The sequence below is a fragment of the Agromyces aurantiacus genome (genome assembly GCF_016907355.1).
Lineage (GTDB): Bacteria > Actinomycetota > Actinomycetes > Actinomycetales > Microbacteriaceae > Agromyces > Agromyces aurantiacus.
On record NZ_JAFBBW010000001.1, the window covers coordinates 726,462 to 749,804 of the forward strand.

At 72.4% G+C, this 23,343-nt stretch carries 21 protein-coding genes; 13 read left to right on the forward strand and 8 right to left on the reverse strand.

The window, feature by feature from the left end; translation table 11 throughout:
• Positions 1-61: 61 nt before the first annotated feature.
• Together JOD46_RS03460 and JOD46_RS03465 are read right to left on the reverse strand one after the other, a co-directional pair.
• A complete protein-coding gene (locus tag JOD46_RS03460) occupies positions 62-1,684 on the reverse strand; it encodes an ABC transporter permease (protein ID WP_204391690.1) in 1,623 nt (540 codons plus the stop codon).
• Positions 1,681-2,613 (reverse strand): ABC transporter ATP-binding protein, encoded by a 933-nt coding sequence (locus tag JOD46_RS03465; protein WP_204391691.1) that lies wholly within the window; start codon positions 2,611-2,613, stop codon positions 1,681-1,683. The genes JOD46_RS03460 and JOD46_RS03465 overlap by 4 nt, the downstream gene beginning before the upstream one ends.
• 93 nt (positions 2,614-2,706) lie before the next feature.
• On the opposite strand from JOD46_RS03465, the gene JOD46_RS03470 reads away from it, so the two are divergent.
• The gene (locus JOD46_RS03470) at positions 2,707-3,102 is read left to right on the forward strand and encodes a hypothetical protein (RefSeq protein WP_204391692.1); all 396 of its coding nucleotides are present in this window, start codon (positions 2,707-2,709) and stop codon (positions 3,100-3,102) included.
• 47 nt (positions 3,103-3,149) lie between these two features.
• On the opposite strand, the gene JOD46_RS03475 is transcribed toward JOD46_RS03470, so the two are convergent.
• Complete coding sequence (locus tag JOD46_RS03475) at positions 3,150-3,818, reverse strand: potassium channel family protein (RefSeq protein WP_204391693.1); 669 nt, start codon at positions 3,816-3,818, stop codon at positions 3,150-3,152.
• On the reverse strand, positions 3,811-5,256 hold the full coding sequence (locus JOD46_RS03480; protein ID WP_372431973.1) for a TrkH family potassium uptake protein: 1,446 nt from the start codon (positions 5,254-5,256) through the stop codon (positions 3,811-3,813). Before JOD46_RS03480 ends, JOD46_RS03475 begins: the two co-directional genes overlap by 8 nt.
• Before the next feature lie 71 nt (positions 5,257-5,327).
• Between JOD46_RS03480 and JOD46_RS03485 the strand changes: the two genes are divergently transcribed.
• The gene (locus JOD46_RS03485) at positions 5,328-5,768 is read left to right on the forward strand and encodes an ArsR/SmtB family transcription factor (RefSeq protein ID WP_204391694.1); all 441 of its coding nucleotides are present in this window, start codon (positions 5,328-5,330) and stop codon (positions 5,766-5,768) included.
• An 18-nt stretch (positions 5,769-5,786) separates the two neighbouring features.
• Here the strand turns inward: JOD46_RS03485 and JOD46_RS03490 are convergent, their stop codons facing one another.
• The gene (locus tag JOD46_RS03490; protein ID WP_204391695.1) at positions 5,787-6,296 is read right to left on the reverse strand and encodes a GNAT family N-acetyltransferase; all 510 of its coding nucleotides are present in this window, start codon (positions 6,294-6,296) and stop codon (positions 5,787-5,789) included.
• 117 nt (positions 6,297-6,413) lie between these two features.
• Between JOD46_RS03490 and JOD46_RS03495 the strand changes: the two genes are divergently transcribed.
• The 3 genes from JOD46_RS03495 to JOD46_RS03505 all read left to right on the forward strand — a co-directional run bounded on the left by JOD46_RS03495 (position 6,414) and on the right by JOD46_RS03505 (position 8,486).
• On the forward strand, positions 6,414-6,512 hold the full coding sequence (locus tag JOD46_RS03495; RefSeq protein ID WP_003792170.1) for a 30S ribosomal protein bS22: 99 nt from the start codon (positions 6,414-6,416) through the stop codon (positions 6,510-6,512).
• Between the two features lie 79 nt (positions 6,513-6,591).
• Positions 6,592-6,867 carry a glutaredoxin family protein gene (locus JOD46_RS03500; RefSeq protein WP_204391696.1) on the forward strand — a complete coding sequence of 92 codons (276 nt, stop codon included), beginning with the start codon at positions 6,592-6,594 and terminating at the stop codon, positions 6,865-6,867.
• 62 nt (positions 6,868-6,929) lie between these two features.
• On the forward strand, positions 6,930-8,486 hold the full coding sequence (locus JOD46_RS03505; RefSeq protein ID WP_204391697.1) for an FAD-dependent oxidoreductase: 1,557 nt from the start codon (positions 6,930-6,932) through the stop codon (positions 8,484-8,486).
• Here the strand turns inward: JOD46_RS03505 and JOD46_RS03510 are convergent.
• Positions 8,471-9,715: a cation:proton antiporter gene (locus tag JOD46_RS03510; protein ID WP_204391699.1), complete on the reverse strand. Its 1,245-nt coding sequence runs from the start codon at positions 9,713-9,715 to the stop codon at positions 8,471-8,473. The genes JOD46_RS03505 and JOD46_RS03510 overlap by 16 nt on opposite strands.
• A 149-nt stretch (positions 9,716-9,864) precedes the next feature.
• Positions 9,865-11,208, reverse strand: a complete 1,344-nt coding sequence (aspS, locus tag JOD46_RS03515; protein WP_204391701.1) for an aspartate--tRNA(Asn) ligase — start codon at positions 11,206-11,208, stop codon at positions 9,865-9,867.
• Positions 11,209-11,420: 212 nt separating this feature from the next.
• Between aspS and JOD46_RS03520 the strand changes: the two genes are divergently transcribed.
• The 8 genes from JOD46_RS03520 (at position 11,421) to JOD46_RS03555 (ending at position 21,039) form a co-directional block, all read left to right on the forward strand.
• The gene (locus JOD46_RS03520) at positions 11,421-12,065 is read left to right on the forward strand and encodes a histidine phosphatase family protein (protein WP_204391703.1); all 645 of its coding nucleotides are present in this window, start codon (positions 11,421-11,423) and stop codon (positions 12,063-12,065) included.
• 5 nt (positions 12,066-12,070) lie between these two features.
• Positions 12,071-12,664 carry a TlpA family protein disulfide reductase gene (locus tag JOD46_RS03525; protein WP_239562569.1) on the forward strand — a complete coding sequence of 198 codons (594 nt, stop codon included), beginning with the start codon at positions 12,071-12,073 and terminating at the stop codon, positions 12,662-12,664.
• A 14-nt stretch (positions 12,665-12,678) separates the two neighbouring features.
• Positions 12,679-13,431, forward strand: coding sequence for a cytochrome c biogenesis CcdA family protein (locus tag JOD46_RS03530; protein WP_204391707.1), 753 nt, complete (start codon positions 12,679-12,681; stop codon positions 13,429-13,431).
• A complete protein-coding gene (resB, locus tag JOD46_RS03535; protein ID WP_372431976.1) occupies positions 13,409-15,202 on the forward strand; it encodes a cytochrome c biogenesis protein ResB in 1,794 nt (597 codons plus the stop codon). The genes JOD46_RS03530 and resB overlap by 23 nt, the downstream gene beginning before the upstream one ends.
• 67 nt (positions 15,203-15,269) lie before the next feature.
• The gene (gene ccsB / locus JOD46_RS03540; RefSeq protein WP_204396194.1) at positions 15,270-16,307 is read left to right on the forward strand and encodes a c-type cytochrome biogenesis protein CcsB; all 1,038 of its coding nucleotides are present in this window, start codon (positions 15,270-15,272) and stop codon (positions 16,305-16,307) included.
• Positions 16,308-16,332: 25 nt separating this feature from the next.
• The gene (locus JOD46_RS03545) at positions 16,333-17,322 is read left to right on the forward strand and encodes a zinc-binding dehydrogenase (RefSeq protein WP_204391708.1); all 990 of its coding nucleotides are present in this window, start codon (positions 16,333-16,335) and stop codon (positions 17,320-17,322) included.
• 524 nt (positions 17,323-17,846) lie between these two features.
• Complete coding sequence (locus JOD46_RS03550; protein ID WP_204391709.1) at positions 17,847-20,429, forward strand: ATP-binding protein; 2,583 nt, start codon at positions 17,847-17,849, stop codon at positions 20,427-20,429.
• Between the two features lie 391 nt (positions 20,430-20,820).
• Positions 20,821-21,039: a hypothetical protein gene (locus JOD46_RS03555; RefSeq protein WP_204391710.1), complete on the forward strand. Its 219-nt coding sequence runs from the start codon at positions 20,821-20,823 to the stop codon at positions 21,037-21,039.
• Positions 21,040-21,164: 125 nt separating this feature from the next.
• Here the strand turns inward: JOD46_RS03555 and JOD46_RS03560 are convergent, their stop codons facing one another.
• A complete protein-coding gene (locus JOD46_RS03560; RefSeq protein WP_204391711.1) occupies positions 21,165-23,267 on the reverse strand; it encodes a carbohydrate binding domain-containing protein in 2,103 nt (700 codons plus the stop codon).
• Positions 23,268-23,343: the final 76 nt, after the last annotated feature.

Sequence of the window (23,343 nt, forward strand, 5' to 3'; positions counted from 1 at the left end):
CCTCACGGATCCCTAACGCCGAGGGACTTGGTCCTCACGCGATGCAGACGCCGGCGCACGATCAGCCGCCGGCGGCGAGCTCCCGCCGGCGCATGAGCACGATGGACACCGCGATCGCGGCCACGCCGATGCCGATCATCCAGATCCCGCCGGTCCAGTCGACCTCGTCGCCGATCGGCACGGGCGAGTGCGCGAAGGGCGACAGGTCGTGCATCCAGTCGGGCAGGCCGAGCAGCTCGCCGAAGACCCCGAGGAACGCGGCGAGCGTGAGCACCGCCCACGCGGCCCCGATCATCACGCGCGGCACGAGCACGAACAGCAGCATGCCGATGCCCAGGAAGACGAGCACCGCGGGCAGCTGCGCGATCGCCGCCTCCGCGGCATCCTGCGCCATGCCCGCCGGGTCGTCGGCCGGCTGCGCGCCCGCGAACGCGGCGAGCATCGACACGGCGATCACGATCACGACGCCGATGAGCGCGACCGCGCCGTACTCGCCGAGCCAGCGCTGCCGCGGCACCGGGGTCGCGAGCACCGCCTCGGCGGTGCCGTGCGCCTCCTCCTGGCGGGCGCGGATCACGAGCTGCAGCGCGCACGCCGACGCGAGGATGCCGATCACGCTGAAGAACGTCGTGGTCAGCGCCTGCTCGAGCGTCGCATCCGCCCCGGCCATCTGCCGCAGGCGCACCGCGACGTCGGGCACGTCGGAGCCGAGCCGGTCGACGAGCTGGGTGAGCGAGGTCGCGAGCGCGCCCATCACCGCGGCACCCGCGGCCCACGACACGACGGCGCCGATGCTGAGCTTCCAGGCGAGTCCGAGCGAGCCCGACAGCACCGGCCCGGCGTGGTCGCGCCCGCGCAGTCCGGGCAGCACGCTCGCGCCGCTGTCGCGCGCCGACTGGAACACGAACACGAGCGCCACGAGCACGGCCGCGAACCCGATCGAGAGGAGCAGCGGCGCGAGGTCGTTCTCGGCGAACGCGTTCGTGCGCTGTCCCCATCCGATCGGCGAGAGCCAGCTGATCCACATCGGCGTGCGATGCAGCCCGTCGGCGGACGGCTCGCCGGCCGCGTCGCCGATGCCGCGGACGAAGTACGCCGCGACCACCGCCGCGACGCCCGCGCCGTTCGCGGCCCGCGACGTGCGGAACAGCTGCGCGAAGACGAGCCCGATCGCGAGGAACGCGACCCCGCACGCGGCGACCGCCGCGCCCGCGACGAACGCCCCGGTCGCGTCGAGGCCGCTCGCCCAGAAGGCGATCGCCACCCCGAGGCCGAGCACGACGTTCGCGATCACGCCGTGCAGGACGGTCGCCGCGGTCGGCAGCAGGCGCGACGCGGGCGTCGACGCGACGAGCTCGGCGCGCCCCGTCTCCTCGTCGCCGCGCGTGTGCCGCACGGCGAGGAACGTGCTCATGAGCCCGGCGAGCAGCGCGAGGAACGCGAACATGAGGAAGAACGCGAACGGGCCCTGTTCGGCCCCGTTGGGGGTGCCGCGGAACACGAGGATCGCCGGCGCGACGCTCGTCAGCCGCAGGATGCCCTCGCGTTCGGCGAGCTCGCCGAACGTGTCCCTCACCGCGGTCGTCGCCATGACCGCGAGCGCCGCCGTGCCCACGATCCACAGCGCCAGCTGCACCCGGTCGCGGCGCAGCCGCTGCCGCAGCAGCACGCCGAGCAGGTTCACGCGCGCGCCTCCGCCGTCAGGAGCGCCGGGTCGTCGCCGTAGTGCCGGAGGAAGAGCTCCTCGAGCGAGGGCGGCATCACCGTGAGGCCCTGCACGCCGAGCCGGCCGAGCTCGGGCAGCATGCCGGCCATCCGGTCGCTGTCGACCGTGAAGCGCACGCGGCCGTTGTCGGCCACCAGGTCGTGCACGCCGTCGATCGCCGCGATCGCGCCCTCCTGGCCCGGCACGTGCACGAACGCGACGGTCGAGCGCGTGAGGTGCCGCAGCTCGGCGAGTGTGCCCGACTCCACCAGCCGGCCCGCGCGGATGATGCTCACGCGGTCGCAGAGCTCCTCGACCTCCGACAGGATGTGGCTCGAGAGCAGCACCGTCGCGCCCTCCTTCGCGATCCGGTCGATCTCGCGGTTGAAGACGACCTCCATGAGCGGGTCGAGCCCGCTCGTCGGTTCGTCGAGCAGGTACAGTTCGGCCGGGGTCGCGAACGCGGCGATGAGCGCGACCTTCTGCCGGTTGCCCTTCGAGTACGCCCGGCCCCTCACGCGCGGGTCGAACTGGAACGCCTCGATCAGGCGCGCCTTGCGCTCGGCGTACGCGGCGCGGTCGGCCGTGCCGCCGCGCAGCCGCGAGATGAGGTCGATCGCCTCGCCGCCGGTGAGGTTCGGCCAGAGGGTCACGTCGCCGGGAACGTACGCCAGCCGTCGGTGGAGGTCGGCGGCGTCGGCCCACGGGTCGCGGCCGAACAGCTCGACCGTGCCGCCGTCGGCGCGTGCCAGCCCGAGCAGGATGCGCAGCGTCGTGGACTTGCCCGCGCCGTTGGGCCCGAGGAAGCCGTGGATCTCGCCGGGGCGCACCTCGAGGTCGAGGCCGTCGAGCGCGACGGTCCGCCCGAAGCGCTTCTCGAGGCCGCGGGTGCTGATCACGCTGGTCATGCGCCGGATGCTACGCCCGCGCCGATCACGCCGGTGGGACCAACGGCACTGGCGCGTGTCATCCGCGGCGCTCGCCGCGGGTACGCTCGCGTCATGGGTTCGCTCGACGTGATCGCGCTGGTGGCCGAAGTCGTCGCGTGGATCACGCTCGCCGGCGGCGGGCTGTGCCTGCTCGCGTTCGCGTTCGCGCGCATGGCCGACGGCACGTGGGAGCCCACCGACGCGGTCGTCGTCGACGGCGCGGGCGGCACGCGCGTGCGCTGGTTCGCCGAGGGCGAGTTCCACGAGCGCGTGCTCGAGCCCGACGAGCACCACCACCTGCGCGATGACGAGGCGCAGCCCGCGTACTATCGGCGGCGCACGCCCGACCGGCTCCGGTTCGAGGCCGACTCGCCCGTGCCGCGCCTGCTCGGCCTGCTCTCGGTGATCCTCATCGGGATCGGCGTGGCCGCGACCGTCGTGTCCACGGTGGCGGGCGCCGCGGCCTGAGTCGCGCGACGCCCGTCGCGCGGGGCCTGCCGGCCGCGCGGCATCCGCTACTCGAGCGCGGCGAACTTCTCGATGTCGCTCTCGGTGCCCGACACGATGATGAGGTCGTGGGTCGACACGACCGTCTTCTCCGTCGCGTAGGTGAACGGCTTGCCGGGGCTCTTCACGCCGACGACCGTGACGTTGTGCCGCGTGCGCACGCCCGACTCGGCGAGGTTCTTGCCGCGGATCGGCTTCGGCGGGTACATCTTCACGAGCGCGAAGTCGTCGTCGAACTCGATGAAGTCGATCATGCGGCCCGACACGAGGTGCGCGGTGCGCTCGCCGGCCTCGCGCTCGGGGTAGATCACGTGGTTCGCGCCGATGCGCTCGAGGATCTTGCCGTGGCTCGACGAGATCGCCTTCGCCCAGATCTGCGGGATCTTCAGGTCGACGAGGTTCGCGGTGATGAGCACCGACGCCTCGACCGACGAGCCGACCGCGCACACCGCGATCGAGAACTCCTGCGCGCCGATCTGCTTGAGCGCGTCGAGCGAGCGCGCGTCGGCGACCACGGCGTGCGTGACGCGCTCGGCCCACTTCTGCACGAGCGCCTCGTCGTCGTCGACGGCGAGCACCTCGCGTCCGAGGCGGTCGAGCTGGCCGGCCGTGGCCGCCCCGAACCGGCCGAGCCCGATGACGAGCACTGGGGCGTCGTGCTTGATGCGGTCAACCAACGATGGGCCTCTCTTCCGGTCTCCTGAACAGCTGGCGCTTCTGCGCGGCCGCGAGGGCCGCCGCGAGCGTGACGGTGCCGACGCGACCCATGAACATGGTCACGGCCATGACGTACTTGCCCTCGGGCGGCAACGCCTCCGTGAGGCCGGTCGACAGGCCGCACGTCGCGAACGCCGAGATGACGTCGAACAGCACGAAGTCGAGCGGCGCCTTCGTCATCTGCGTGATGACGACGGTCGACACCGCGACGATCGTCGCGCCCCACAGCACGACGCTGACGGCCAGGCGCAGGATGTCGCGGGGGATGCGCCGCCCGAACGCCTCCATCGCGGGCGCCCCGCGCGCCTCCGCGTACGCGGCGAGGAACAGCACCGCGAGCGTGGTGACCTTGATGCCGCCCGCGGTCGACGCCGAGCCGCCGCCGACGAACATGAGCATGTCGGTCACGAGCAGGCTCGAGCCGTACAGGTCGTGCATGTCGATCGTCGCGAAGCCGCCCGAGCGGGTCATCGTCGACATGAAGAAGGCTTCGTACAACGTCTTGCCGAAGCCGAACGCGCCGTAGGTCTTCGGGTTGTCGTACTCGAGCACGAGGAACGTGAGGGCGCCGGCCACCCACAGGATCGCCGTGGTGGTGAGCGTGAGCTTCACGTGCACGCTCCAGCGCCGCGGCATCCGCCAGGTGCGCAACAGCGCGTAGATCACCGGGAAGCCGAGGCTGCCGAGGAACACGTCGAGCATGAGCAGCGACTGGAACCAGTAGTCGTCGAAGAACTCGACCGGGCCGAGCGGGTTCGGCGCGAAGCCCGTGTTCGTGAACGCGCTGACCGAGTAGTAGGCCGAGTACCAGACGCTCGTGCCGACGTCGTAGCCCGCGGCGAGCACGCTCGGGATCATCCCGAGCATGATGACCGCCTCGATCGACAGCGTGCTGATCGCGACGGTCGCGAGCAGCCCGCCGACCTCGCCGAGCCGCACCGCCTGCCGCTCGGAGACCGGGCCGGCGTGCACGCGCGACGGGTTCGTGTCGCTCGCCGCGATGAGCTTCGCGCGCAGGCCCAGCCGGCGCGAGATCACGAGGCCGAGGATCGAGGCGAGCGTCAGCACGCCCATGCCGCCGACGTTCATGCCGATGAAGATCACCGCGTTGCCGAACGGCGACCAGTGCGTGGCCATGTCGACCGTCGTGAGCCCCGTGACGCAGATCGCGGACGTCGCGGTGAAGAACGCGTCGTACAGCGGGGTGCCGCCCGTGCCGGCGCCCGCTCGCGCGATCGGCAGCGACAGCAGCAGCGTGGTGATGAGGATGAGGCTCGCGAACACGATGATCGCGAAGCGCGACGGCGAGCTGCGCACGAGCGCGTCGATCGCATCGCGGACACCGCCGAGCCATGAGCGCCGGGCCATTCCCCGGCGGCCCACGGGTTGCGCGGCCATCCGCCCTCCCTCGCTCGACGCGTGAGTCATCGTACTCCCCGCTCATCGCCCCGACTGACTACCCTTGAGCCATGGCGGACATCTTCGACGTGGTGGCGGATCCGACCCGGCGAGACATCCTCGGCGTCCTCCTCGACCGCGAGACGACCGTTCCCGAGTCGGGCGGTGAGATCAGCGTCGGCGAGATCGTCACGGCACTCGGCGTCAGCCAGCCCACGGTGTCCAAGCACCTCAAGGTGCTCCGCGAGTCGGGCCTCGTCGCCGTGCGCGAGGAGGGCCAGCACCGCTACTACCGCCTCGACCGCGCGCCGCTCGAGCGGCTCGAGGACTGGCTGATCCCCTTCGTCTCGACGGATGCGGCGACCGACGCCATCACGCTCGCGGGCGCCGATGCGGGTGCCGCCGAGGGGCTCAACGAGGAGCAGCGCGCGTTCGCGTCGGCGCTCGGCAAGGCGTTCGCCGACACGGCGCACCAGGTCACCGCGGTCGTCGCGCAGCGCAAGCGCCGGTAGTCGGCGCACGCGCGGTCGTCAGCGCACGCGCTTGGCCATCTCGAGCTCGAGTCCGCCCGGCTCGAGCTCGTAGGGCCGGCTCGCGCCGGTGTAGGTGAAGCCGAGCTTCTCGTAGAACCGTCGGGCGCGCGGGTTGTCCTCGTGCACCTCGAGGCGCAGCGTGTCGCTGCGCTCGGCCGCCCAGCACTCGATCTCGGCGAGCAGCGCTCGCGTGATGCCGGCCTCCTCGCCGCGGTGCCCGGGCGCCACGTAGACGCCGACGAGCATGGGCCCGGTCGCGAGATCGGGCACGTAGCAGGCCATGGTGCCGACCCACTCGTCGTCGCGGATGGCGACGACCACGGTCTGCTGCGACGACTCGCCTCGGCGGGCGCGCGTGCGCCACTCGGCCTCGTCGTACGTGAGGGCGCGCTCCAGCGTGTCGCCGAACGCGATCGGGGTGTCGCGCAGCATCTCGAGGCGCAGGTCACGGACGGCGGCCCAGTCGTCTTCGCGGGTGGTCCTGATCACGAGTTCGGGTCGTGGCATCCCTCGACGGTATCGGATGCCGCGGGCGCCGCGCTGACGAATGGGCTAGACTACCGCGGGGCTGTTCGCCCCACGGCTGCGGCACGCGCGGCCGACCCGGATCTTTGTGAGGTTTTCGTGGGTTCCGTCATCAAGAAGCGTCGCAAGCGCATGGCGAAGAAGAAGCACCGCAAGCTGCTTCGCAAGACGCGCCACCAGCGTCGCAACAAGAAGTAGTCGCATCCCGACCACTGGCAGGGCGTCAGGCCGCAAGGCCTGGCGCTTTTCGCTGCCCGGGCGCGCGTATCCTGACGGCATGAGCGTCCGCGACATCCGCCTGACCCTCATCGGCAAGCCCGGATGCCACCTGTGCGACGACGCGCGGGAAGTCGTGCAGTGCGTGCGCGAGGAGCTCGCGGGCACGCCCGGAGCCCCGGCGACCACGCTCGACGAGCTGTCCATCCTCGACGACGAGGCGCTGCGTGCACGCTACGCCGAGGAGATCCCGGTGCTGCTGGTCGACGGCGAGGTGCACGCCTACTGGCGTATCGACCCCGTGCGGCTGAAGACCGCCCTGCTGGCGAAGGCGTAGCCCGCCGCGCCCCATCCCTCAAGGGGGTGCATCTCGGATGCCGCGGGCGTTGACTTGGGGGCATGACGACGACTCGCGACGCGTCCCATCCCGACCAGTCCGCCGCTGAACCCGCCGACGTGATCATCGTCGGAGCCGGCATCACCGGACTCGCGACCGCGGTGATGCTGCTCGACGCCGGGCGGCGGGTCATCGTGCTCGAACAGGATGTTCCGGGCGCCCTCGCGAGCGGGCGCAACACCGGCAAGGCGAGCCTGCTGCAGGGGAACCGGATCTCGACGATCCGGCAACACCACCCGGCCCGCCTCGTGCGCGCGTACGTCGATGCGAACCGCGCCGGCCAGCAGTGGCTGCGCCGCGCGTGCGAGCGCGCGGGAGTGGCCGTGCGCGAGGCGACCGCCTACAGCTACGCGCAGTCGGCCGAGGGGCTGGACGCCGTCGATGCCGAGGTGCGCGCGGGCCGTGAGGTGGGTCTGCCCGTCCGGCGGGTGGACGACGTCGACGACGCCGTGCCGTTCCCGCTCGCCGGTGCGGCCGCGCTCGACGGCCAGCTCGCGCTCGATCCCGCGGAGCTCATGCGCGGGCTCGCCGACCTCGTCGTCGCCGGCGGCGGCCGGATCGAGACCGGAGTGCGCGTCCTCGGCGTGCGTGCCGCGGACCCGGTCCGCGTGCGGACGAGCCGGGGCGAGTTCGTCGGCCGCGACGTCGTGATCGCGACCGGCGCTCCGATCCTCGATCGCGGCCTCTACTGGGCGAAGACGGGCGGGCACCGTTCGATGCTGGTGTCGTTCGCTCCGCCGGCCGACATGCCCGACGGGCTCTACCTCTCCGTCGACTCGCCGAGCCGCAGCATCCGCTCGGCCGATTGGGGCGGGCGTAGCCGCCTGATCGTGGGCGGCGGCGACCACGCCACCGGACGGGAGCCGCACACCGGGCGGCTGCTCGACGAGCTGGTGGCGTGGACCCGCGCCTGGTGGCCCCACGCCGACGACCCCGAGCACTGGGCGGCGCAGGACTACCGGTCGTTCAACGAGGTGCCGTTCGTCGGCCGCATGCCGCGCGGCCGCGGCCGCGTGTGGTTCGCGACGGGGTACGCGAAGTGGGGCCTGACCAACGGCGCGTCCGCCGCCATCCGGATCACGCACGAGATCCTCGGCGCCCGCCGCCCCGACTGGGCGCGCGTCATCGGCACGCGCCTCACCATGCCCGCCGATCTCGCGCGCGGCGTCGGGGCCGGCGCCGCGACGGGCGTCGCGGCGGCACGCGGCTGGATCGGCGCCTGGCGCTCGCCCGAGGCCGAGTTCGCGCCGGCGCCGGCGGAGGGGCAGGGCGTGGTCCGCCGCCGCGGGGCCCGGCCAGTGGGGGTGTCGCGGGTCGCCGGCGAGACCTGCGAGGTGTCGGCGGTATGCACGCACCTCGGCGGGGTGCTGCAGTGGAACGAGGCCGAGGCGACCTGGGACTGCCCGCTGCACGCGTCGCGCTTCGACCACCGCGGGCACCGCATCGAGGGTCCCGCGGTGCGCGACCTCGAGCGCATCGACGTCTCGCCGCTCGACGAGGTGCTGCGCGCCGGCGCTGCGGCCCGCGAGGAGGCGGCAGCGGCTCAGCCCTCTGAGTGAGGCGGGCGGATGCCGCGGCCCTTCGGCTCGGGGGTGTCGATCCAGGTCGCGTGCGCGCGGCGGTCGGCCTCCTCGCGCCTGGCGAACCATGCCGCGATCGGCACGTCGGTCGAGGAGTGCGCGAAGATCGACAGCGTGATCGCGACGACGATGACGTGGAACAGGAACTCCGCCCCCGGCGCACCGCTCTGCAGCACGAGCAGGCCGTAGAGCACCGAGGCGAACCCCTTGGGCCCGAACCAGGCGGCGGTCGCGCGCTCCTCCCAGGGCAGGCGGCTGCCGATGAGCGAGAGCTCGACCGCGACGGGCCGCGCGACGAGCATGAGGAGCAGGCCGAACACGTAGCCCGTCCACGGCACATCGGCGAGCAGCGACGGCGTGATGAGGGCCCCGAACATCAGGACCGCGAGGAGCTTCGCGAGCTCCGACACCTGGCCGCCGAGCTGGTGGAACGCGTCGCGCATCTCGGGCGCGGCTGTCGCGATCGTCATGCCCGCGGCGTACGCGGCGAGGTAGAGGTTCGCCTGCGTCATCGTGCAGACGCCGAGCACGATGAGCGCGATCGCGATCGGCGTCAGCGACGCGTAGAGCGGGGTTCGCGTGAACGCCGGCCGGCGCACCAGCCACGACACCGCGAGCGGCACGACCACGCCGACCGCGATACCCAGCAGCAGCTCGCCCGCGAGCACCCACGGCTCCGCGTCCGGGCCGCCGACCGTGGCGATCAGGATGAGCACGACGGGCAGTGCGAGCCCGTCGTTGAGCCCCGACTCCACGCCGAGCAGGTGCCGGACCCGGTACGGGATCTCGCCGCGGCCGACGATCGCGGAGGCGAACACCGGGTCGGTCGGCGCGAGCACCGCCGCGACCAGCGCCGCCTCGAGCCAGCTGAGGCCGAGCATCCACACCCCGAGGACGGTCGTGATGACGAACGTGATCGGCATGCCGAGCAGCAGCGCCCGGCCCGGCAGGCGCCACGCCGCGCGCAGCTCGCGGAGGCCGAACTCCTGCCCGTCGGTGAACAGCACGACGAAGAGCGCGAGCGAGGAGACCGTGACCACGGTCGGGTCGGTCGCGTCGAGCACGATCACGTCGAGCATCCCGCTGCCGAGCAGGAACCCGGCGACGAGGAACAGCACGGTCGTCGAGAGCACCGTGCGGTGCGCGAGCCCCGAGATCAGGATCGCGGCGAGCAGCACGAGCGCGAACGACAGCAGCAGCGCATCCACACGCCACAGTCTGCTCCCTCGCCCGCGCCGCCCGCTCGCGCCGCGGTGAGACGACGCGAATCGCAGCCCGCCCGCCGGGGATCGGCGATCCGCGTCAGCTCGGCGGCGTCGAGACGGAAGCCGGGCCTACGGCGGAGCCGGAGGCCGGACTACGGCAGCAGGCGCGTGGGGCCGCGGAAGAGGTAGGTGGTCTCGCGGATCGAGTGCTCGTGCAGCATGAGCATGAGCACGCGCGCGAGGCCCATGCCGAAGCCGCCGTGCGGCGGCACGCCGTAGCGGAAGAAGTCGAGGTAGAACTCGAGCTCCTCGGGCTCGAGCCCCTTCTCCTTCGCCTGCTCGATCAGCACGTCGATGCGGTGCTCGCGCTGTGCGCCCGTCGAGATCTCGACTCCGTTGAAGATGAGGTCGTACGAGTTCGTGAGCGTCGGGTCGTCCTCGTGGCGCATGTGGTAGAACGGCCGGATGCTCGAGGCGTAGTCGGTGAGGAACACGAACTCGTGCCCGAGCTCCTCCTTGACGTACTGCGAGATCTGGCGCTCGCCCTCGGGGTCCATGTCGGCGTCGGCGCGCGGCACGACGTAGCCGCGCGACGCGACGATCTCCTTCGCCTCGGCGAGCGGGATGCGCGGGAACGGCGTCGTCGGCACCGTGATCTCGACGCCGAACAGCTCGAGGATCTCGGCCCCGTGCTTCTCCTTCACGGCGGTGAAGCCGGCGACGAGGACCTCCTCGTGCATCTTCATGACGTCCTCGTGCGACTCGACCCAGCTCATCTCGGCGTCGATCGAGGTGAACTCGGTCGCGTGGCGCGACGTGAACGACGGGTCGGCGCGGAAGGCCGGGCCGACCTCGAACACGCGGCCGAGACCGGCCGGCTGCGCCATCTGCTTGAAGAACTGCGGGCTCTGCGCGAGGTACGCCTTGCCCTCGAAGTAGCCGAGCTCGAACAGCTCGGCGCGCGACTCGGAGGCCGACGCCATGAGCTTGGGCGTCTGGATCTCGACCCAGTCGCGCTCGACCCAGTAGCTGCGGAGGGCGTGCAGGAAGGTGGTCTGCACGCGGAAGATGAGGTTCTGCTTCGGGTGGCGCAGGTCGAGGAAGCGCCAGTCCATGCGCTTGTCGAGGCTCGAGTCGGCGGCGATCGGCGTCTCGAGCGCCTCGGTGACCACCTCGAGCGTCGCGATCTTGACCTCGAGGCCGCCGAGCTTCACGCGCTCGTCATGCTTGAGGTCACCCGAGACCTCGATGAACGTGCCGTGTCCGAGCGCCGAGATCTGCTCCGTGAGCGCGAGCGCCTCGGCTGCCCCGACGCTGACGCCCTCGGGGTCGAGCTCGCGCACGGCCGGGTTCACGAGCTGCACGGCGCCGGACTCGTCGCGCAGGATGATGAACTGCACCTTCTTCTGATCGCGGACGGTCTCGACCCATCCGGCGACGGTGACGGGGCCGTCGGGCAGTGCGGCGAGGTCCTTGACGAGCGTGCGCGTGTTCACGACGGATCATCCTACCGGGCGGCGTTTCCCGGCCCGACCGGCCCGGGATGCGCCATCCGCTCGCCATCGCGGGCTCGAGTGGTCGATGTTGGCGGGTTCCCACGTCACGGGGCGACCAGGATCGCCCACTCGAGAAGAACCGTGTGAGCGGATGGCGCGCGTGCGCGGACGCTCGGCGCTTTCATAGGGAACCGCTTCGTAGACTGGAGGGCGTGCCGGCCGAGCAGATCCATCTCGTGCGCCACGGCGAGGTCTTCAACCCGCAGGGCGTGCTCTACGGTCGTCTCCCCGGGTTCGGCCTGAGCGACCTCGGCCGCGCCATGGCCGCGAGCGCCGCGCGCGACCTCGTCGGCCGCAAGCGGCACGTCGCCGCGCTCGTGTCCTCGCCGCTCCAGCGCACGCAGCAGTCGGCCGAGCCGATCGCCGAGGCCTTCGAGCTCGAGGTGCGACTCGACGACCGCATCATCGAGCCGACCAACCGCTTCGAGGGCAAGCGGATGTCGGGACGCGACTCCGCGCTCCGGGACGTGCGCAACTGGACCTTCCTCGTGAACCCGTGGGAGCCGAGCTGGGGCGAGCCGTTCCGCGACATCGCCGACCGCATGCTCCACGCGATGCACGACGCCGCCGACTCCGTCGACGAGGGCGACGTCGTCATGGTCAGCCATCAGCTGCCGATCTGGATGGCGCACCGCCGCGTCACCGGCCGGTCGCTCGCGCACGACCCGCGTCGCCGGCGGTGCGCGCTGTCGAGCATCACGAGCTTCGAGCGGCGCAACGGCCGCTTCGTCGAGGTCGGCTACCGCGACCCGGCGGCGTCGCTCGCCGCGAACGCGACCGACGTGGGGGCGGTGTGATGGGCATGCGCAGGTCCGCCGGCGTGTTCGCGCTCGCTGCGGCAGCCGTGCTGGTGCTGGCCGGCTGCTCGAGCGACCCGCTCGCCGAGCAGTATCGCGAGGGCAGCGGCAAGGGCTACATCGCCGGCGACGGCACGATCGCCGAGTTCCCCGCCGACCAGCGGGGCGAGCCGGTCGCGTTCGAGGGCGAGACGATCGAGGGCGACGCGTTCGACTCGGCCGACCTGGCCGGCCAGGTCGCGGTCGTGAACTTCTGGTACGCGGGCTGCGCGCCGTGCCGCGCGGAGGCGCCGCTGCTGCAGCAGGTGCACGAGGAGTTCGACGGCGAGGGCGCGAGCTTCGTCGGCGTGAACGTGCGCGACCAGGCCGCGACCGCGGCATCCTTCGAGGAGAGCTTCGGCATCACCTACCCGTCGATCGTCGACGCGAACGACGGCGCCGTGCAGTACGCCTTCGCGGGTGACGTGCCGCCCGCCGCGGTGCCCACGACGCTCGTGCTCGACGGCGAGGGCCGCGTCGCCGCGCGCATCCTCGGCCAGCTGAAGGACGCGTCGATCCTCGAGACCATCGTGCGCGACCTCATCGCCGAGCAGTCGTAGCGGGCACGGCGCACATGGACCCCACCCAGATCGTCTTCAGCGGGCAGCTGCTCGCCGCGGTGCCGATCGCGATCGCCGCCGGACTCGTGTCGTTCCTCTCGCCGTGCGTGCTGCCCCTCGTGCCCGGCTACCTCGGGTACCTCGGCGGGTTCGCCGACGCGAGCGCCGAGGCCGCCGAGCAGCGCCGCGCCCGCCGCCGGCTCCTGCTCGGGGTGCTGCTGTTCATCGCGGGCTTCACGCTCGTGTTCCTGGTCTTCACGACGACGTTCGGTGCGCTCGGCGCGTGGCTCGCGCGGTACTCCGACGTGATCGTGCGCGTCGCGGGCGTGCTGCTCATCGCCCTCGGCCTCGTCTTCGTCGGCCAGTTCACGTTCCTCCAGCGCACGTTCAAGCCGTCGTGGCGACCCGCGACGGGGCTCGCGGGCGCACCGCTGCTCGGCGTCGTGTTCGGGCTCGGGTGGACGCCGTGCATCGGCCCGACGCTCGCCGTGGTGCTCACGCTGAGCGCCGACGCGGGCTCGGCGGGCCGGGGCGCGCTGCTCGGCCTGGCGTACTGCATCGGGCTCGGCATCCCGTTCCTGCTCGTCGCGTTCGGGTTCGGGTGGGCGGCGAACGCGCTCGCGTTCGTGCGCCGCCACATCCGCGCGGTGAACCTCATCGGCGGCGGGCTGCTGATCGCGATCGGGCTGCTCATGGTGTCGGGTCTCTGGACCATCTGGATGTACGAGTTGCAGGCGGTGATCAGTGGTTTCATCCCCGCGATCTGAGGCGCGGCCCGAAGGCGGGCGAGCGGATGGCGCGTCCGCACGCGACGGCGGCGTCGACCCGCTGCGGCCGTCCGACTACGACGACGGGACGGCCGTCGCCGACCCGGCCGCCACCGACGACGCGGCCGTCGCGGGCGAGGGCGGTGCGGCGACCTCGGTGACCCGGCCGAAGCTGGGCCCCGTCGAGTGGCTGCGGTTCGGATGGCGCCAGCTCACGAGCATGCGCACGGCGCTGCTGCTCCTGCTGCTGCTCGCCATCGCGGCCGTGCCGGGGTCGCTCGTGCCGCAGCGCTCGAGCGACCCGAACGGCGTCACGCAGTACTTCGCCGACAACCCCGACCTCGCGCCGGTGCTCGACTCGTTCCAGATGTTCGACGTGTACACGTCGGTGTGGTTCTCCGCGATCTACCTGCTGCTGTTCGTCTCGCTCATCGGCTGCATCATCCCGCGCACCAAGCACCACTTCGAGGCGCTGCGCGCCCGCCCGCCGAAGACCCCGGCGCGGCTCTCGCGACTGCCCGCGTACACCGAGCGCGCGCTGGTCCCGACCGACGCGGACGGCGACGCCGAGACGGCGGAGTCCGCGATCGAGCGCGCCGCGGCGGCGCTGAAGAAGGCGGGCTACCGGGTCGAGCGCTACGAGCTGCGCGCCGGGCCATCCGTCTCGGGTGAACGCGGCTACCTGCGCGAGACCGGCAACCTGATCTTCCACACGGCCCTCGTCGGCGTCCTCGTCGCGGTCGCGATCGGCGGCGGCTTCGGGTTCTCGGGCCAGCGCGTGATCGTCGAGGGGCAGTCCTTCGTCAACACGCTCGCGGCGTACGACTCGTTCAACCCCGGCCGCTTCTTCGACGACGGCAGTCTCGAGCCCTACCGGCTCACGCTCGACGAGCTCGACGCGGTCTACGAGACCGCGAACCGCGACGCGCTCGGCCAGCCCATCGACTTCACGGCCCGGGTCACGATCGACGGCGCCGACGGCGAGGCCGCCCGCCAGGTCAAGGTGAACGAGCCGCTGTACGAGTACGGCACCGACCTGTACCTGCTCGGTAACGGCTACGCGCCGACGATCACGGTGCGCGACCCCGACGGGAACGTCGTGTTCACCGATTCGGTCCCGTTCCTCCCGCAGGACGCGAACCTCACCTCGATCGGCGTCGTCAAGGTGCCCGACGGCCTCGGGGAGCAGCTCGGCATGGTCGGCTTCTTCTACCCGACGCAGACCACGCTCTCGTCGGGCGCCTTCGCCTCGAGCTACCCCGACCTCGTCTACCCCGTGCTCACGCTCAACGTCTACGCGGGCGACCTCGGGATAAATGAGGGCACGCCGCGCTCGGTGTACCAGCTCGACACGAGCGGAATGGAGCAGCTCACCGGCGGCCAGACCGGCGTCGAGTCCATCGAGCTCATGCCCGGAGAGTCGGCGGACCTGCCGAACGGCCTCGGCACGGTCGCGTTCGAGACCGCGACCCCGGATGCCGCGGCCGACGACTTCTCGCAGAGCGTGCCCCGCTTCGCGTCGTTCGACGTGCACCACGACCCCTCGCAGGGGTGGGTGCTCGTGTTCGCGGCGCTCATCATCGGCGGCCTGCTGCTCTCGCTGTTCATCCCGCGCCGGCGCATGTGGGTGAAGGCCGTGCGGCGACCGGACGGCACGACGGTGCTCGAGTACGCCGGCCTCGCGCGCGGTGACGACCCCGGCCTCGAGCGCGCGGTGGAGGAGTTCGCCGACGCCCATGCGGGCGGGCGGCCCGACAGCCCGCAGAACTGACGGTTCTTCGACGTAAGGTAGAACAGTGACGCTCGACGAGATCTCCATCATCGCGGTCTACTCGGCCATGGCCGTGTACGCGATCGCGTTCATCGCGTACTCGATCGACCTCGCGAAGCGGTCGGCGGTGTCGGCCGCGGCGGCGGACGTCGCGAGCACGACCGGGTCCGCGGCCGCCTCGACCGAGCGGGTCGCGGTGCTGCAGGGCGCGGCCGCCTCCGCGGCGTCGGCGACCGGTGGGCCGGGCGCGGCGGCACCGCGCGATGGCACGGGAGTCGCCGGGCGCGGCCGTGCGTCGAAGGGCGACGCCGCGACATCCGCGAACGCGGTCGCCTACGGCCGGTCGCCCGTACTGCGGGTCGCGGTCGCGATGACCGTGATCGCCTGGGTGCTGCACCTCGGCGCCGACGTGCTGCGCGGCCTCGCCGCGGGCCGGGTGCCGTGGGCGAACATGTACGAGTTCGCGCTGACCGGCACGCTCGTGATCACGACCGTCTACCTCCTCGTGCTGCTCGTCGTGAAGACCGACCTGCGGTTCCTCGGCACATTCGTGACCGGGCTCGTGCTCGTGCTGCTCGGCGTCGCGACCGTCAACTTCTACGTGAGCGTCGTGCCGCTGCCGCCGGCCCTGCAGTCGGTGTGGCTCGTGATCCACGTGTTCGTCGCGACGTCGGCGGTCGGGTTCTTCGCCCTCGGCTTCGCGCTCTCGGTCGTGCAGCTCATGCAGGCCCGCCGCGAGGCGCTCGCCGCCACGGCCGACGCCGTGAAGAAGTCGTTCCTCGCGACGCTGCCCGACTCGATCTCGCTCGAGAACCTCGCCTATCGGGTCAACATCGTGGGCTTCATCCTCTGGACCTTCACGCTCATGGCCGGCGCCATCTGGGCCGAGAAGGCCTGGGGCCGCTACTGGGGCTGGGACACCAAGGAGGTGTGGACCTTCATCATCTGGGTGGTCTACGCCGGCTACATCCACGCGCGGGCGACGCGCGGATGGCGCGGCACGCGCTCGGCGTGGCTCGCGATCATCGGGTTCTCGGCGGTGCTGTTCAACTTCACCGTGGTGAACCTCTTCTTCAAGGGACTGCACGCCTACTCCGGGCTCTGATCCGCACCACGCCGAGGACGGCAGCATGCGCGCGATCGTGATCGAGGCCCATGGCGGGCCCGAGGTGCTGCGCCTGCGCAACCGACCCGATCCGGTTCCCGCGCCCGGCGAGGTGCTCGTGCGCAACCGCGCCATCGGCGTGAACTTCGTCGACCTCCAGCATCGGGAGGGTGCGCCGTACCCGGTCGGACTGCCGCTCGTGCCGGGGACCGAGGCCGCCGGTGAGGTCGTCGCGGTCGGCGCGGGCGTCGACCCGTCGCTGGTCGGGGGGTCGGTCGTGCACTTCGGGCACCTCGCGGGGGCGTACGCCGAGCTCACGGCGGTGCCCGAGCGCTTCGTCGCCCGCCTGCCCGACGAGATGGATGCCGCGACCGCGGCGGCCGTCGCGATGGCGGGCACCACGGCGCACGTGCTCACGCGCGTGGCCGAGCGGGTGGGGCCCGAGCACACGGTGCTCGTGCATGCCGCGGCGGGGTCGACCGGCGGAGCGATCGTCGCGCTCGCGGCGGCCGCCGGGGCGCGGGTGATCGGTGTCGTCTCCTCACCCGGGCGCGCGGAGGCCGCGCGGCAGGTGGGCGCCCGGGACGTCCTCGTGCTCGACGAGTCGCTCCCCGAGCGCGTGCGTGCGCTCACCGGCGGCCGCGGCGCCGACCTCGTGTACGACGCCAACGGGGGGCCGACGTTCGACGCGAGCCTCGCCGCCGTCGCCCGAGGCGGGGTCCTCGTGCTCTACGGCCAGTCGGGCGGGCCCGTCGCGCCGTTCGACCCGGCGCGCCTCTCCGGCATCACCGGCGGCGGGGTCGCGGGCTCGCTCGCGCTCCACTGGGTCGCCGCGAGCCACTACCTCGACACCGCGGCCGAGCGCCGGGCCGCGTTCGACGCCGTGTCGGCGGATGTCGCCGCCGGCCGCCTGCGGCCGCGCGTGTCGCACCGGTTCGCGCTCGAGGACGCCGCCGGCGCGCACCGCGTGCTCGCGCGCCGCGAGGCCGACGCGAAGGTCCTCCTCGTCCCCTGAGCGCCCGGCGCCGCCCACGGCTCCGGGCGCGCGCGGTCTCGAGTCCCGGGTTGTTGCGGGCGGATCCGCGTAAACCCGGGACTCGGCGCATGCGAGCGAGGGAGCGGCTGGGGCATGTGTGCTCGAGTCCCGGGTTGGTGCGGGTGGACTCGCGCGAACTCGGGATTCGATGCATCCAAGGGGTGGGTGCTCGGGTGTACGTTCCCGAGTCCCGGGTTGGTGCGGGTGGACTCGGGCGAACTCGGGATTCGATGCATCCAAGGGGTGAGGTGGTCGGGGTGTGCGGTCTCGAGTCCCGGGTTGGTGTGGGTGGACCCGCGCGAACTCGGGATTCGGTGCCCCGGGGGTCGGGTGGTCCGGGGTTGAGGTGGTCGGGGTGTGTGCGGTGCCGGGTCCCGGGTTGGTGCGGGTGGACTCGCGTGAACTCGGGATTCGGTGCATCCGGGGGCAGAAGCGGCCCCGGGCGCCCGCGGCTCCGGGCCTGCACGGTTGCGATCTCCGCGACGCGCGGGCACGATCACTGCATGGGGCGGGCCCTCCTCGAACGCGATCGCGAGCTCGACGCGCTGCGATCCGCGGCGCGCGATGCGGCCCGCGGGCGCGGTCGAGTGGTGCTGCTGCTCGGCGAGGCCGGGATCGGCAAGTCGACGCTCGTGCACGCGCTCCGCGCCGACCCGCCGGCAGGTGTGCGCGTCCTCCTCGGTTCGTGCGACGCGATGTCGACCCCGCGCCCGCTCGGGCCGCTCCGCGACCTCGCGGCGGAGGTCGGGCCCCGACTCGGTCAGGCACTGCGATCGGGCGATCGCGAGGAGGTCTTCGAGGCCCTCCGCGACGAGCTGTCAGGCGCACCCGCGACGGTGCTCGTCGTCGAGGATGCGCAGTGGGCGGATGAGGCGACGCTCGACGCGCTGCGTTTCCTCGCCCGGCGGATCGAGCACCTTCCCGCCGCGCTCGTGATCACCTACCGCGACGAGCTCGAACGCGATCACCCGCTGAGTCGCCTGCTCGGCGACCTCGGGCACGGCGACCAGGTCGACCGCATCGCGCCGCGGCGCCTCTCGCCCGCGGCGATCGGCGAACTCACCGCGGGCAGCGGGCTCGACGTCGACCGCGTGGCGGCGCTCACCGAGGGGAACCCGTACTTCGTGAGCGAGCTCGTCGCGTCGGCCGACGAGGCGGGCGTGCCGCCGACGGTCGTGGACGCGGTGACCGGTCGGCTCCGGCGGCTCGATCCCGCGAGCCAGGAGCACGTCGAACAGCTGGCCGTCGTGCCGTCGGCGGTCGACCTCGACCTGCTCGGTCGGCTCGTGCCCGGCGGGACCGGCGCGCTCCGGGCTGCGGAGGAGGGCGGCCTGCTCGTGGTCCAGCCCGACGGCGTGCGGTTCCGCCACGAGCTGACGCGGCGCGCCGTGGTCGACGGGCTCCCGGCGTCGCGCCGGATCGAACTCGAGCGTCGGGTGCTCGCTGCGCTCCTCGAGACCGGCGGCGTCGACTCCGCGAGACTCGTGCATCACGCGCTCGCGGCGGGCGAGGTCGACGTCGTCGTCGAATGGGCGCCTCGGGCGGCACGGGATGCCGCGGCATCGGGCGCGCACCGCCAAGCGGCGGCGCACTTCCGCGTGGTCCGCGACCACGCCGGCCGCTACTCGCCCGCGGAGCGCGCCGACCTGCTCGAGGAGTACGCCATCGAGGCCTACACCGTCGGCTTCGCGGGGGAGGCGCTGGCTCCACAATCCGAGGCGATCGCGTTGCGCCGCGACCTCGGCGACGCGCATCGACTCGGCGCGAGCCTGCGCTGGATGTCGCGGTTCCAGTGGTTCGCCGGGAATCGGGCCGAGGCCGAGGCCGCGGCCGCCGAGGCATCCGCGGTGCTCGTCGACGCGGGTGACCCGAGCCTCTACGCGATGGCGCTGAGCAATGAGGCGCAGCTCGCCCTCCTCGCACACGACACGCCGCGCGCCCTCGAGCTCTCGGGCCGAGCGATCGACATCGCCCGCGAGACCGGCGCGGCCGGCGTGCTCTCGCACGCCTTGAACAACCACGGCACGGCGCTCATGTTCCTCGCCGACGACGACGGCATGGGCGAGCTCGTCGAGGCGATCGAGGTCGCTCTGGCGGTGGACGACATCGAGAACGCCGCCCGCGCGTCGGTCAACCTCGTATGGGGACTGCTCGACCAGTACCGGCTCGACCTCGCGGAGCATCACCTCGCGCGCGCCCTCGAGATCTCGGAACGGGCCGAGTTCATCGGCTTCGTCACCTACCAGCAGATGGAGCAGGCGCGGCTCGACCTCGCCCGGGCCCGCTGGGACGACGCGCTGCACACGCTCGACCGCGAGATCGCCGCGCCGCACGCCCGATGCGTGGCGCTCACCGTCGCCGGCACCGTGGCGGTGCGGCGCGGTGACGGCGGCGGGGACGACCTGCTCGACGAGGCCCGGCGGCTCGCGGACGAGCTGGGCGAGCTCCAGCGGCGAGGACCGGTGGACGCGGCTCGCGCCGAGGCGGCGCTGCTCCGGGGCGACCTCGCGGCCGCCCGGGCCGTGGCACGGCCCATGTTCGACGAGGCCGATCGACTCGACGCGCGATCGCTTCGCGCCGAGCTCGCCTCCCTCCTGCGTCGCGCCGGGGACGAGGTCCCGGTCGCCGCCGACGACGAGCACCCCTTCGCCGTGCAGGCCCGTGGCGAATGGCGCCGCGCCGCCGACCTCTGGCATGAGGCCGGCGCGCCCTACCAGGAGGCGGCCGCGCTCGCCGAGAGCCCCGATGAGTCGGACCTCATGGCGGCGCTGGCGATCCTCGACCGCATCGAGGCGGCACCGCTCGCGCGCGCGGTTCGGGCGACGCTGCGCGAGCGGGGCGTGCGCGCCATCCCGCGTGGGCCGTCGACGCTCACTCGTGCCAACCCGGCCGGCCTCACGGCGAGGCAGGTCGAGGTGCTGCGGCTCGTCGCCGAGGGGCGCACGAACGCCGAGATCGCCGATCGGCTCGTCCTGTCGGTGCGCACGGTCGACACGCACGTGGCCGCCGTCCTCGCGAAGCTCGGGGTGTCCACGCGCGGCGAGGCGGCACGGATGGCGCCGGACATCCTCGAGCAGGCCGGCTGACGCCTCGCCCGTTCCGTGCCGTCCCGGCCGATCGCCGTCCCCTCCTACCGACGAGCCGCGGCCATGAGCCGCCGATCTCGGTAGCCGCCCCGGGTGATCTCGGTAGCCGTCCCCGACGAGCGCCGATGCCCCTCTTCCGTAGAACAGAGATGAGCCCGATCGGGCCTTCGAAGATCGAGACGGAGAGGAGGGACGAGATGCTCGCCACCATGATCCTGCTGGGACTGCTCGCGGCCGCGGCGGTCGCCGGCGCATCCGTGCAGTTCCGCCGCGACGGCTATCGCCGCACGCCGACCCTGCCTCGCTGACCTCCGTGTCCGACGCCGGTCCGCCGACGGGACTCATCACCGCACACACGATCCACCATCCGCATCCACGGAAAGACCTCACCATGAACTCCGCAGCTCTCGCCCCCGCACCGTCCACTCGCGGCATCCGGCGCTGGACCCTTCCCGGGCGCATGCTCCGACGCATCTCCGCCGGGGTCGCGCGTGGCCGGTCGCACTTCCTCGAGGACCTGGACCCTCGGGAGGTCCACCGCCTCCAGCAGGAGGCCGACTCGCTCCGCACCGAGAACTTCCGCACCGTGGCGGTCGGTCGGCTCATCTGAGCCGCTCGATCGAGTCAGCGGTCCGGAGGCGGACGGAGATGCAGGGCGGCATCGGCGCGACTCGCGCGCCGATGCCGCCCCTTCCCGGCTCACGGCGCCGGAAGCCCCGGCAGCCGTGAGGTCTCTCAGCTACACGGGTTGCCGGCGGAGACGGTGCCGTTCTGCACCTTCATCACGCCCGCCCCGATCGCGTAGTCCTTGCCGCCGTTGTTGTCCCACGAGCCCGAGCCGTTGTTGAACGCGGCGGTGACGCCGGTCGCACCGCCGAGGTCGATCGTCCTGACCTTCCAGCCCGCGCAGGCGTTCGCCATCGCGACGCCCGGCACGGCCGTCCACGAGCCCGAGCCCACCTGGTAGTGGATGTTCGCGGTGCTCCATCCGGTGGCGTAGTAGACGGTCGTCGTGGTCGGTTGCGCGGCGCACGGGTTCGTCGACGAGACCACCCCGTTGTTCACCGCGGCGACGGGGCCGGCCAGGGCGTAGTCGGCCCCGCCGTTGTTGTCCCAGGAGCCCGAGCCGTTGTTGAACGCCGCGGTGATGCCCGTCGCCGAGCCGAGGTCGATGATCTTCGACACCCAGCCCGTGCAGGCCGCGCCCATCTGCGCACCCGGCACCGTGGTCCACGTGCCGGAGCCCACGCGGTAGTGCACGTAGTGGTTCGTCCAGCCCTTGGTCGACGCGTAGTACACCGTCATGGTCGAGCCCGACGGCGGCGGGGTCGTGCCCGATCCGCCCGCCTTCGCCCCCGCGTGAAGGGCCAGCGCCGTGTCGGCGCCGACGGAGGCGGTGAAGCGACCGCTCGAGTCGACCGTGATGACGCCGCCGGCGCTGCATCCGCTCGCCGTCGGCAGCCCGGCGATGACGTTGCAGTACTGCCCGGCGGGGAGCGAGGTCTGCCAGGTGCGGTCGATCGCCGCGGTGCCGCGGTTGATGGCGACGAAGCCCTTGTCGGCCCGACCGAAGGCGATCGCCGACGAGCCGTTGTCCCACTTGTCCGTGATCGCCGTGCCGTACGTGGCCGTGCGGAAGCCCACCATGTTCTCGATGGCGGTCCGGGCGTGCGTGCAGGTCCATCCGTTCTGCCCGCAGACGGCGTCGACGACCTCGCCGTTTCCGGCGAGCGCCGGACCGGCGTCCGTGTTCGAGAACGCGTAGCCGGAGTGGACGGAGGGCGAGCCGTAGTTCCACGCCAATGTGAACACCTGCGCGAGGTCGTAGGCCGCGCCGTCCTTGTAGTTCAGCGTCTCGCCGTTGCGCTCGGTGTCGTGGTTGTCGACGAAGACCGCGGCGTTGGCGTTCGGCAGGAAGCCCGACCAGGTCGGGCCGATGCCGCTGCCGCTGATCAGCCAGTTCAGCGTCCGGCCGCCGAACGCCTCCTTGAGCTTGCGGGCGAACGCGAACTCGTGGATGTCGCCAAGACTCGTGTACTCCTCGGGCTGGATCGGCTCGTTCGCGCGGATGACCTCCTGCACGACGTACATGCGCGCGCGGTCGTTGACCCGGGAGAGGATGCCCTGCATGTCGGTGGCCGCGATGTGCTTGACCGCGTCGATCCGGAACCCGTCGACGCCGAGCGAGACCAGGTCGTTGAGGTAGGCGGCGATGCGGCCCTGGACGTACGACGATCCGGTGTTCAGGTCGGCGAGATTGACGAGGTTGCACTCCTGCACCTCCCACCGGTCCTGGTAGTTCGCGATGTCTCGGCGGCACGAGTGGAAGTCCTGCGACTGGTAGGTCCCGGGGTAGTCGTAGTGCTGGTACGCCGAGCCCGCCCAGCCGACGCCGCCGTCGCTGTCGCCGCTCATGTGGTTGATCACGGCGTCGGCGATGACCTTCACGCCCGCGGCGTGGCAGGTGTCGACCATGGCCTTGAACTCGGCGCGCGTGCCGAGCCTGGACTCGACCCGGTAGCTCACGGGCTGGTAGTGGATCCACCACTGGGGGCCCTGCACGTGCTCCTGCGGCGGCGAGGTCTGCACGTAGCCGTAGCCGGCGGGGCCGAGGTTCTCGGTGCACTCGCGCGCGATGGCGTTCCACGTGTACTCGAAGAGCACGGCGGTGACGTCCTTGGGGCCAGGCGCGGCGGCCTCGGCGGGATCGGCCGGCACGGTCGGACCCGCGACGAGAATGGTGGCGGCGAGCGACGCGACGGCGATTCCGACGAGTGCTCGTAAACGCTTGCGGAGCGGGGTGCCGCGGTCGGTCCCGGCGGCATTCAGGCCTGTCATGGAGCGGATTCCTTTGCAGATCTGCGGTTCCAGGCCGGGAACCCCGGAAGCCCGCGCCACTGCCGCGTCGCTGCGG

Coding starts and splice junctions, on each gene's coding strand:
- JOD46_RS03465 (WP_204391691.1), bottom strand. CDS start 2,613: ATGACCAGCGTGATCAGCACCCGCGGCCTCGAGAAGCGCTTCGGGCGG.
- JOD46_RS03470 (WP_204391692.1), top strand. CDS start 2,707: ATGGGTTCGCTCGACGTGATCGCGCTGGTGGCCGAAGTCGTCGCGTGG.
- JOD46_RS03480 (WP_372431973.1), bottom strand. CDS start 5,256: ATGGCCGCGCAACCCGTGGGCCGCCGGGGAATGGCCCGGCGCTCATGG.
- JOD46_RS03485 (WP_204391694.1), top strand. CDS start 5,328: ATGGCGGACATCTTCGACGTGGTGGCGGATCCGACCCGGCGAGACATC.
- JOD46_RS03490 (WP_204391695.1), bottom strand. CDS start 6,296: ATGCCACGACCCGAACTCGTGATCAGGACCACCCGCGAAGACGACTGG.
- JOD46_RS03500 (WP_204391696.1), top strand. CDS start 6,592: ATGAGCGTCCGCGACATCCGCCTGACCCTCATCGGCAAGCCCGGATGC.
- JOD46_RS03505 (WP_204391697.1), top strand. CDS start 6,930: ATGACGACGACTCGCGACGCGTCCCATCCCGACCAGTCCGCCGCTGAA.
- JOD46_RS03525 (WP_239562569.1), top strand. CDS start 12,071: ATGCGCAGGTCCGCCGGCGTGTTCGCGCTCGCTGCGGCAGCCGTGCTG.
- JOD46_RS03530 (WP_204391707.1), top strand. CDS start 12,679: ATGGACCCCACCCAGATCGTCTTCAGCGGGCAGCTGCTCGCCGCGGTG.
- ccsB (WP_204396194.1), top strand. CDS start 15,270: ATGGCCGTGTACGCGATCGCGTTCATCGCGTACTCGATCGACCTCGCG.
- JOD46_RS03545 (WP_204391708.1), top strand. CDS start 16,333: ATGCGCGCGATCGTGATCGAGGCCCATGGCGGGCCCGAGGTGCTGCGC.
- JOD46_RS03550 (WP_204391709.1), top strand. CDS start 17,847: ATGGGGCGGGCCCTCCTCGAACGCGATCGCGAGCTCGACGCGCTGCGA.
- JOD46_RS03555 (WP_204391710.1), top strand. CDS start 20,821: ATGAACTCCGCAGCTCTCGCCCCCGCACCGTCCACTCGCGGCATCCGG.
- JOD46_RS03560 (WP_204391711.1), bottom strand. CDS start 23,267: ATGACAGGCCTGAATGCCGCCGGGACCGACCGCGGCACCCCGCTCCGC.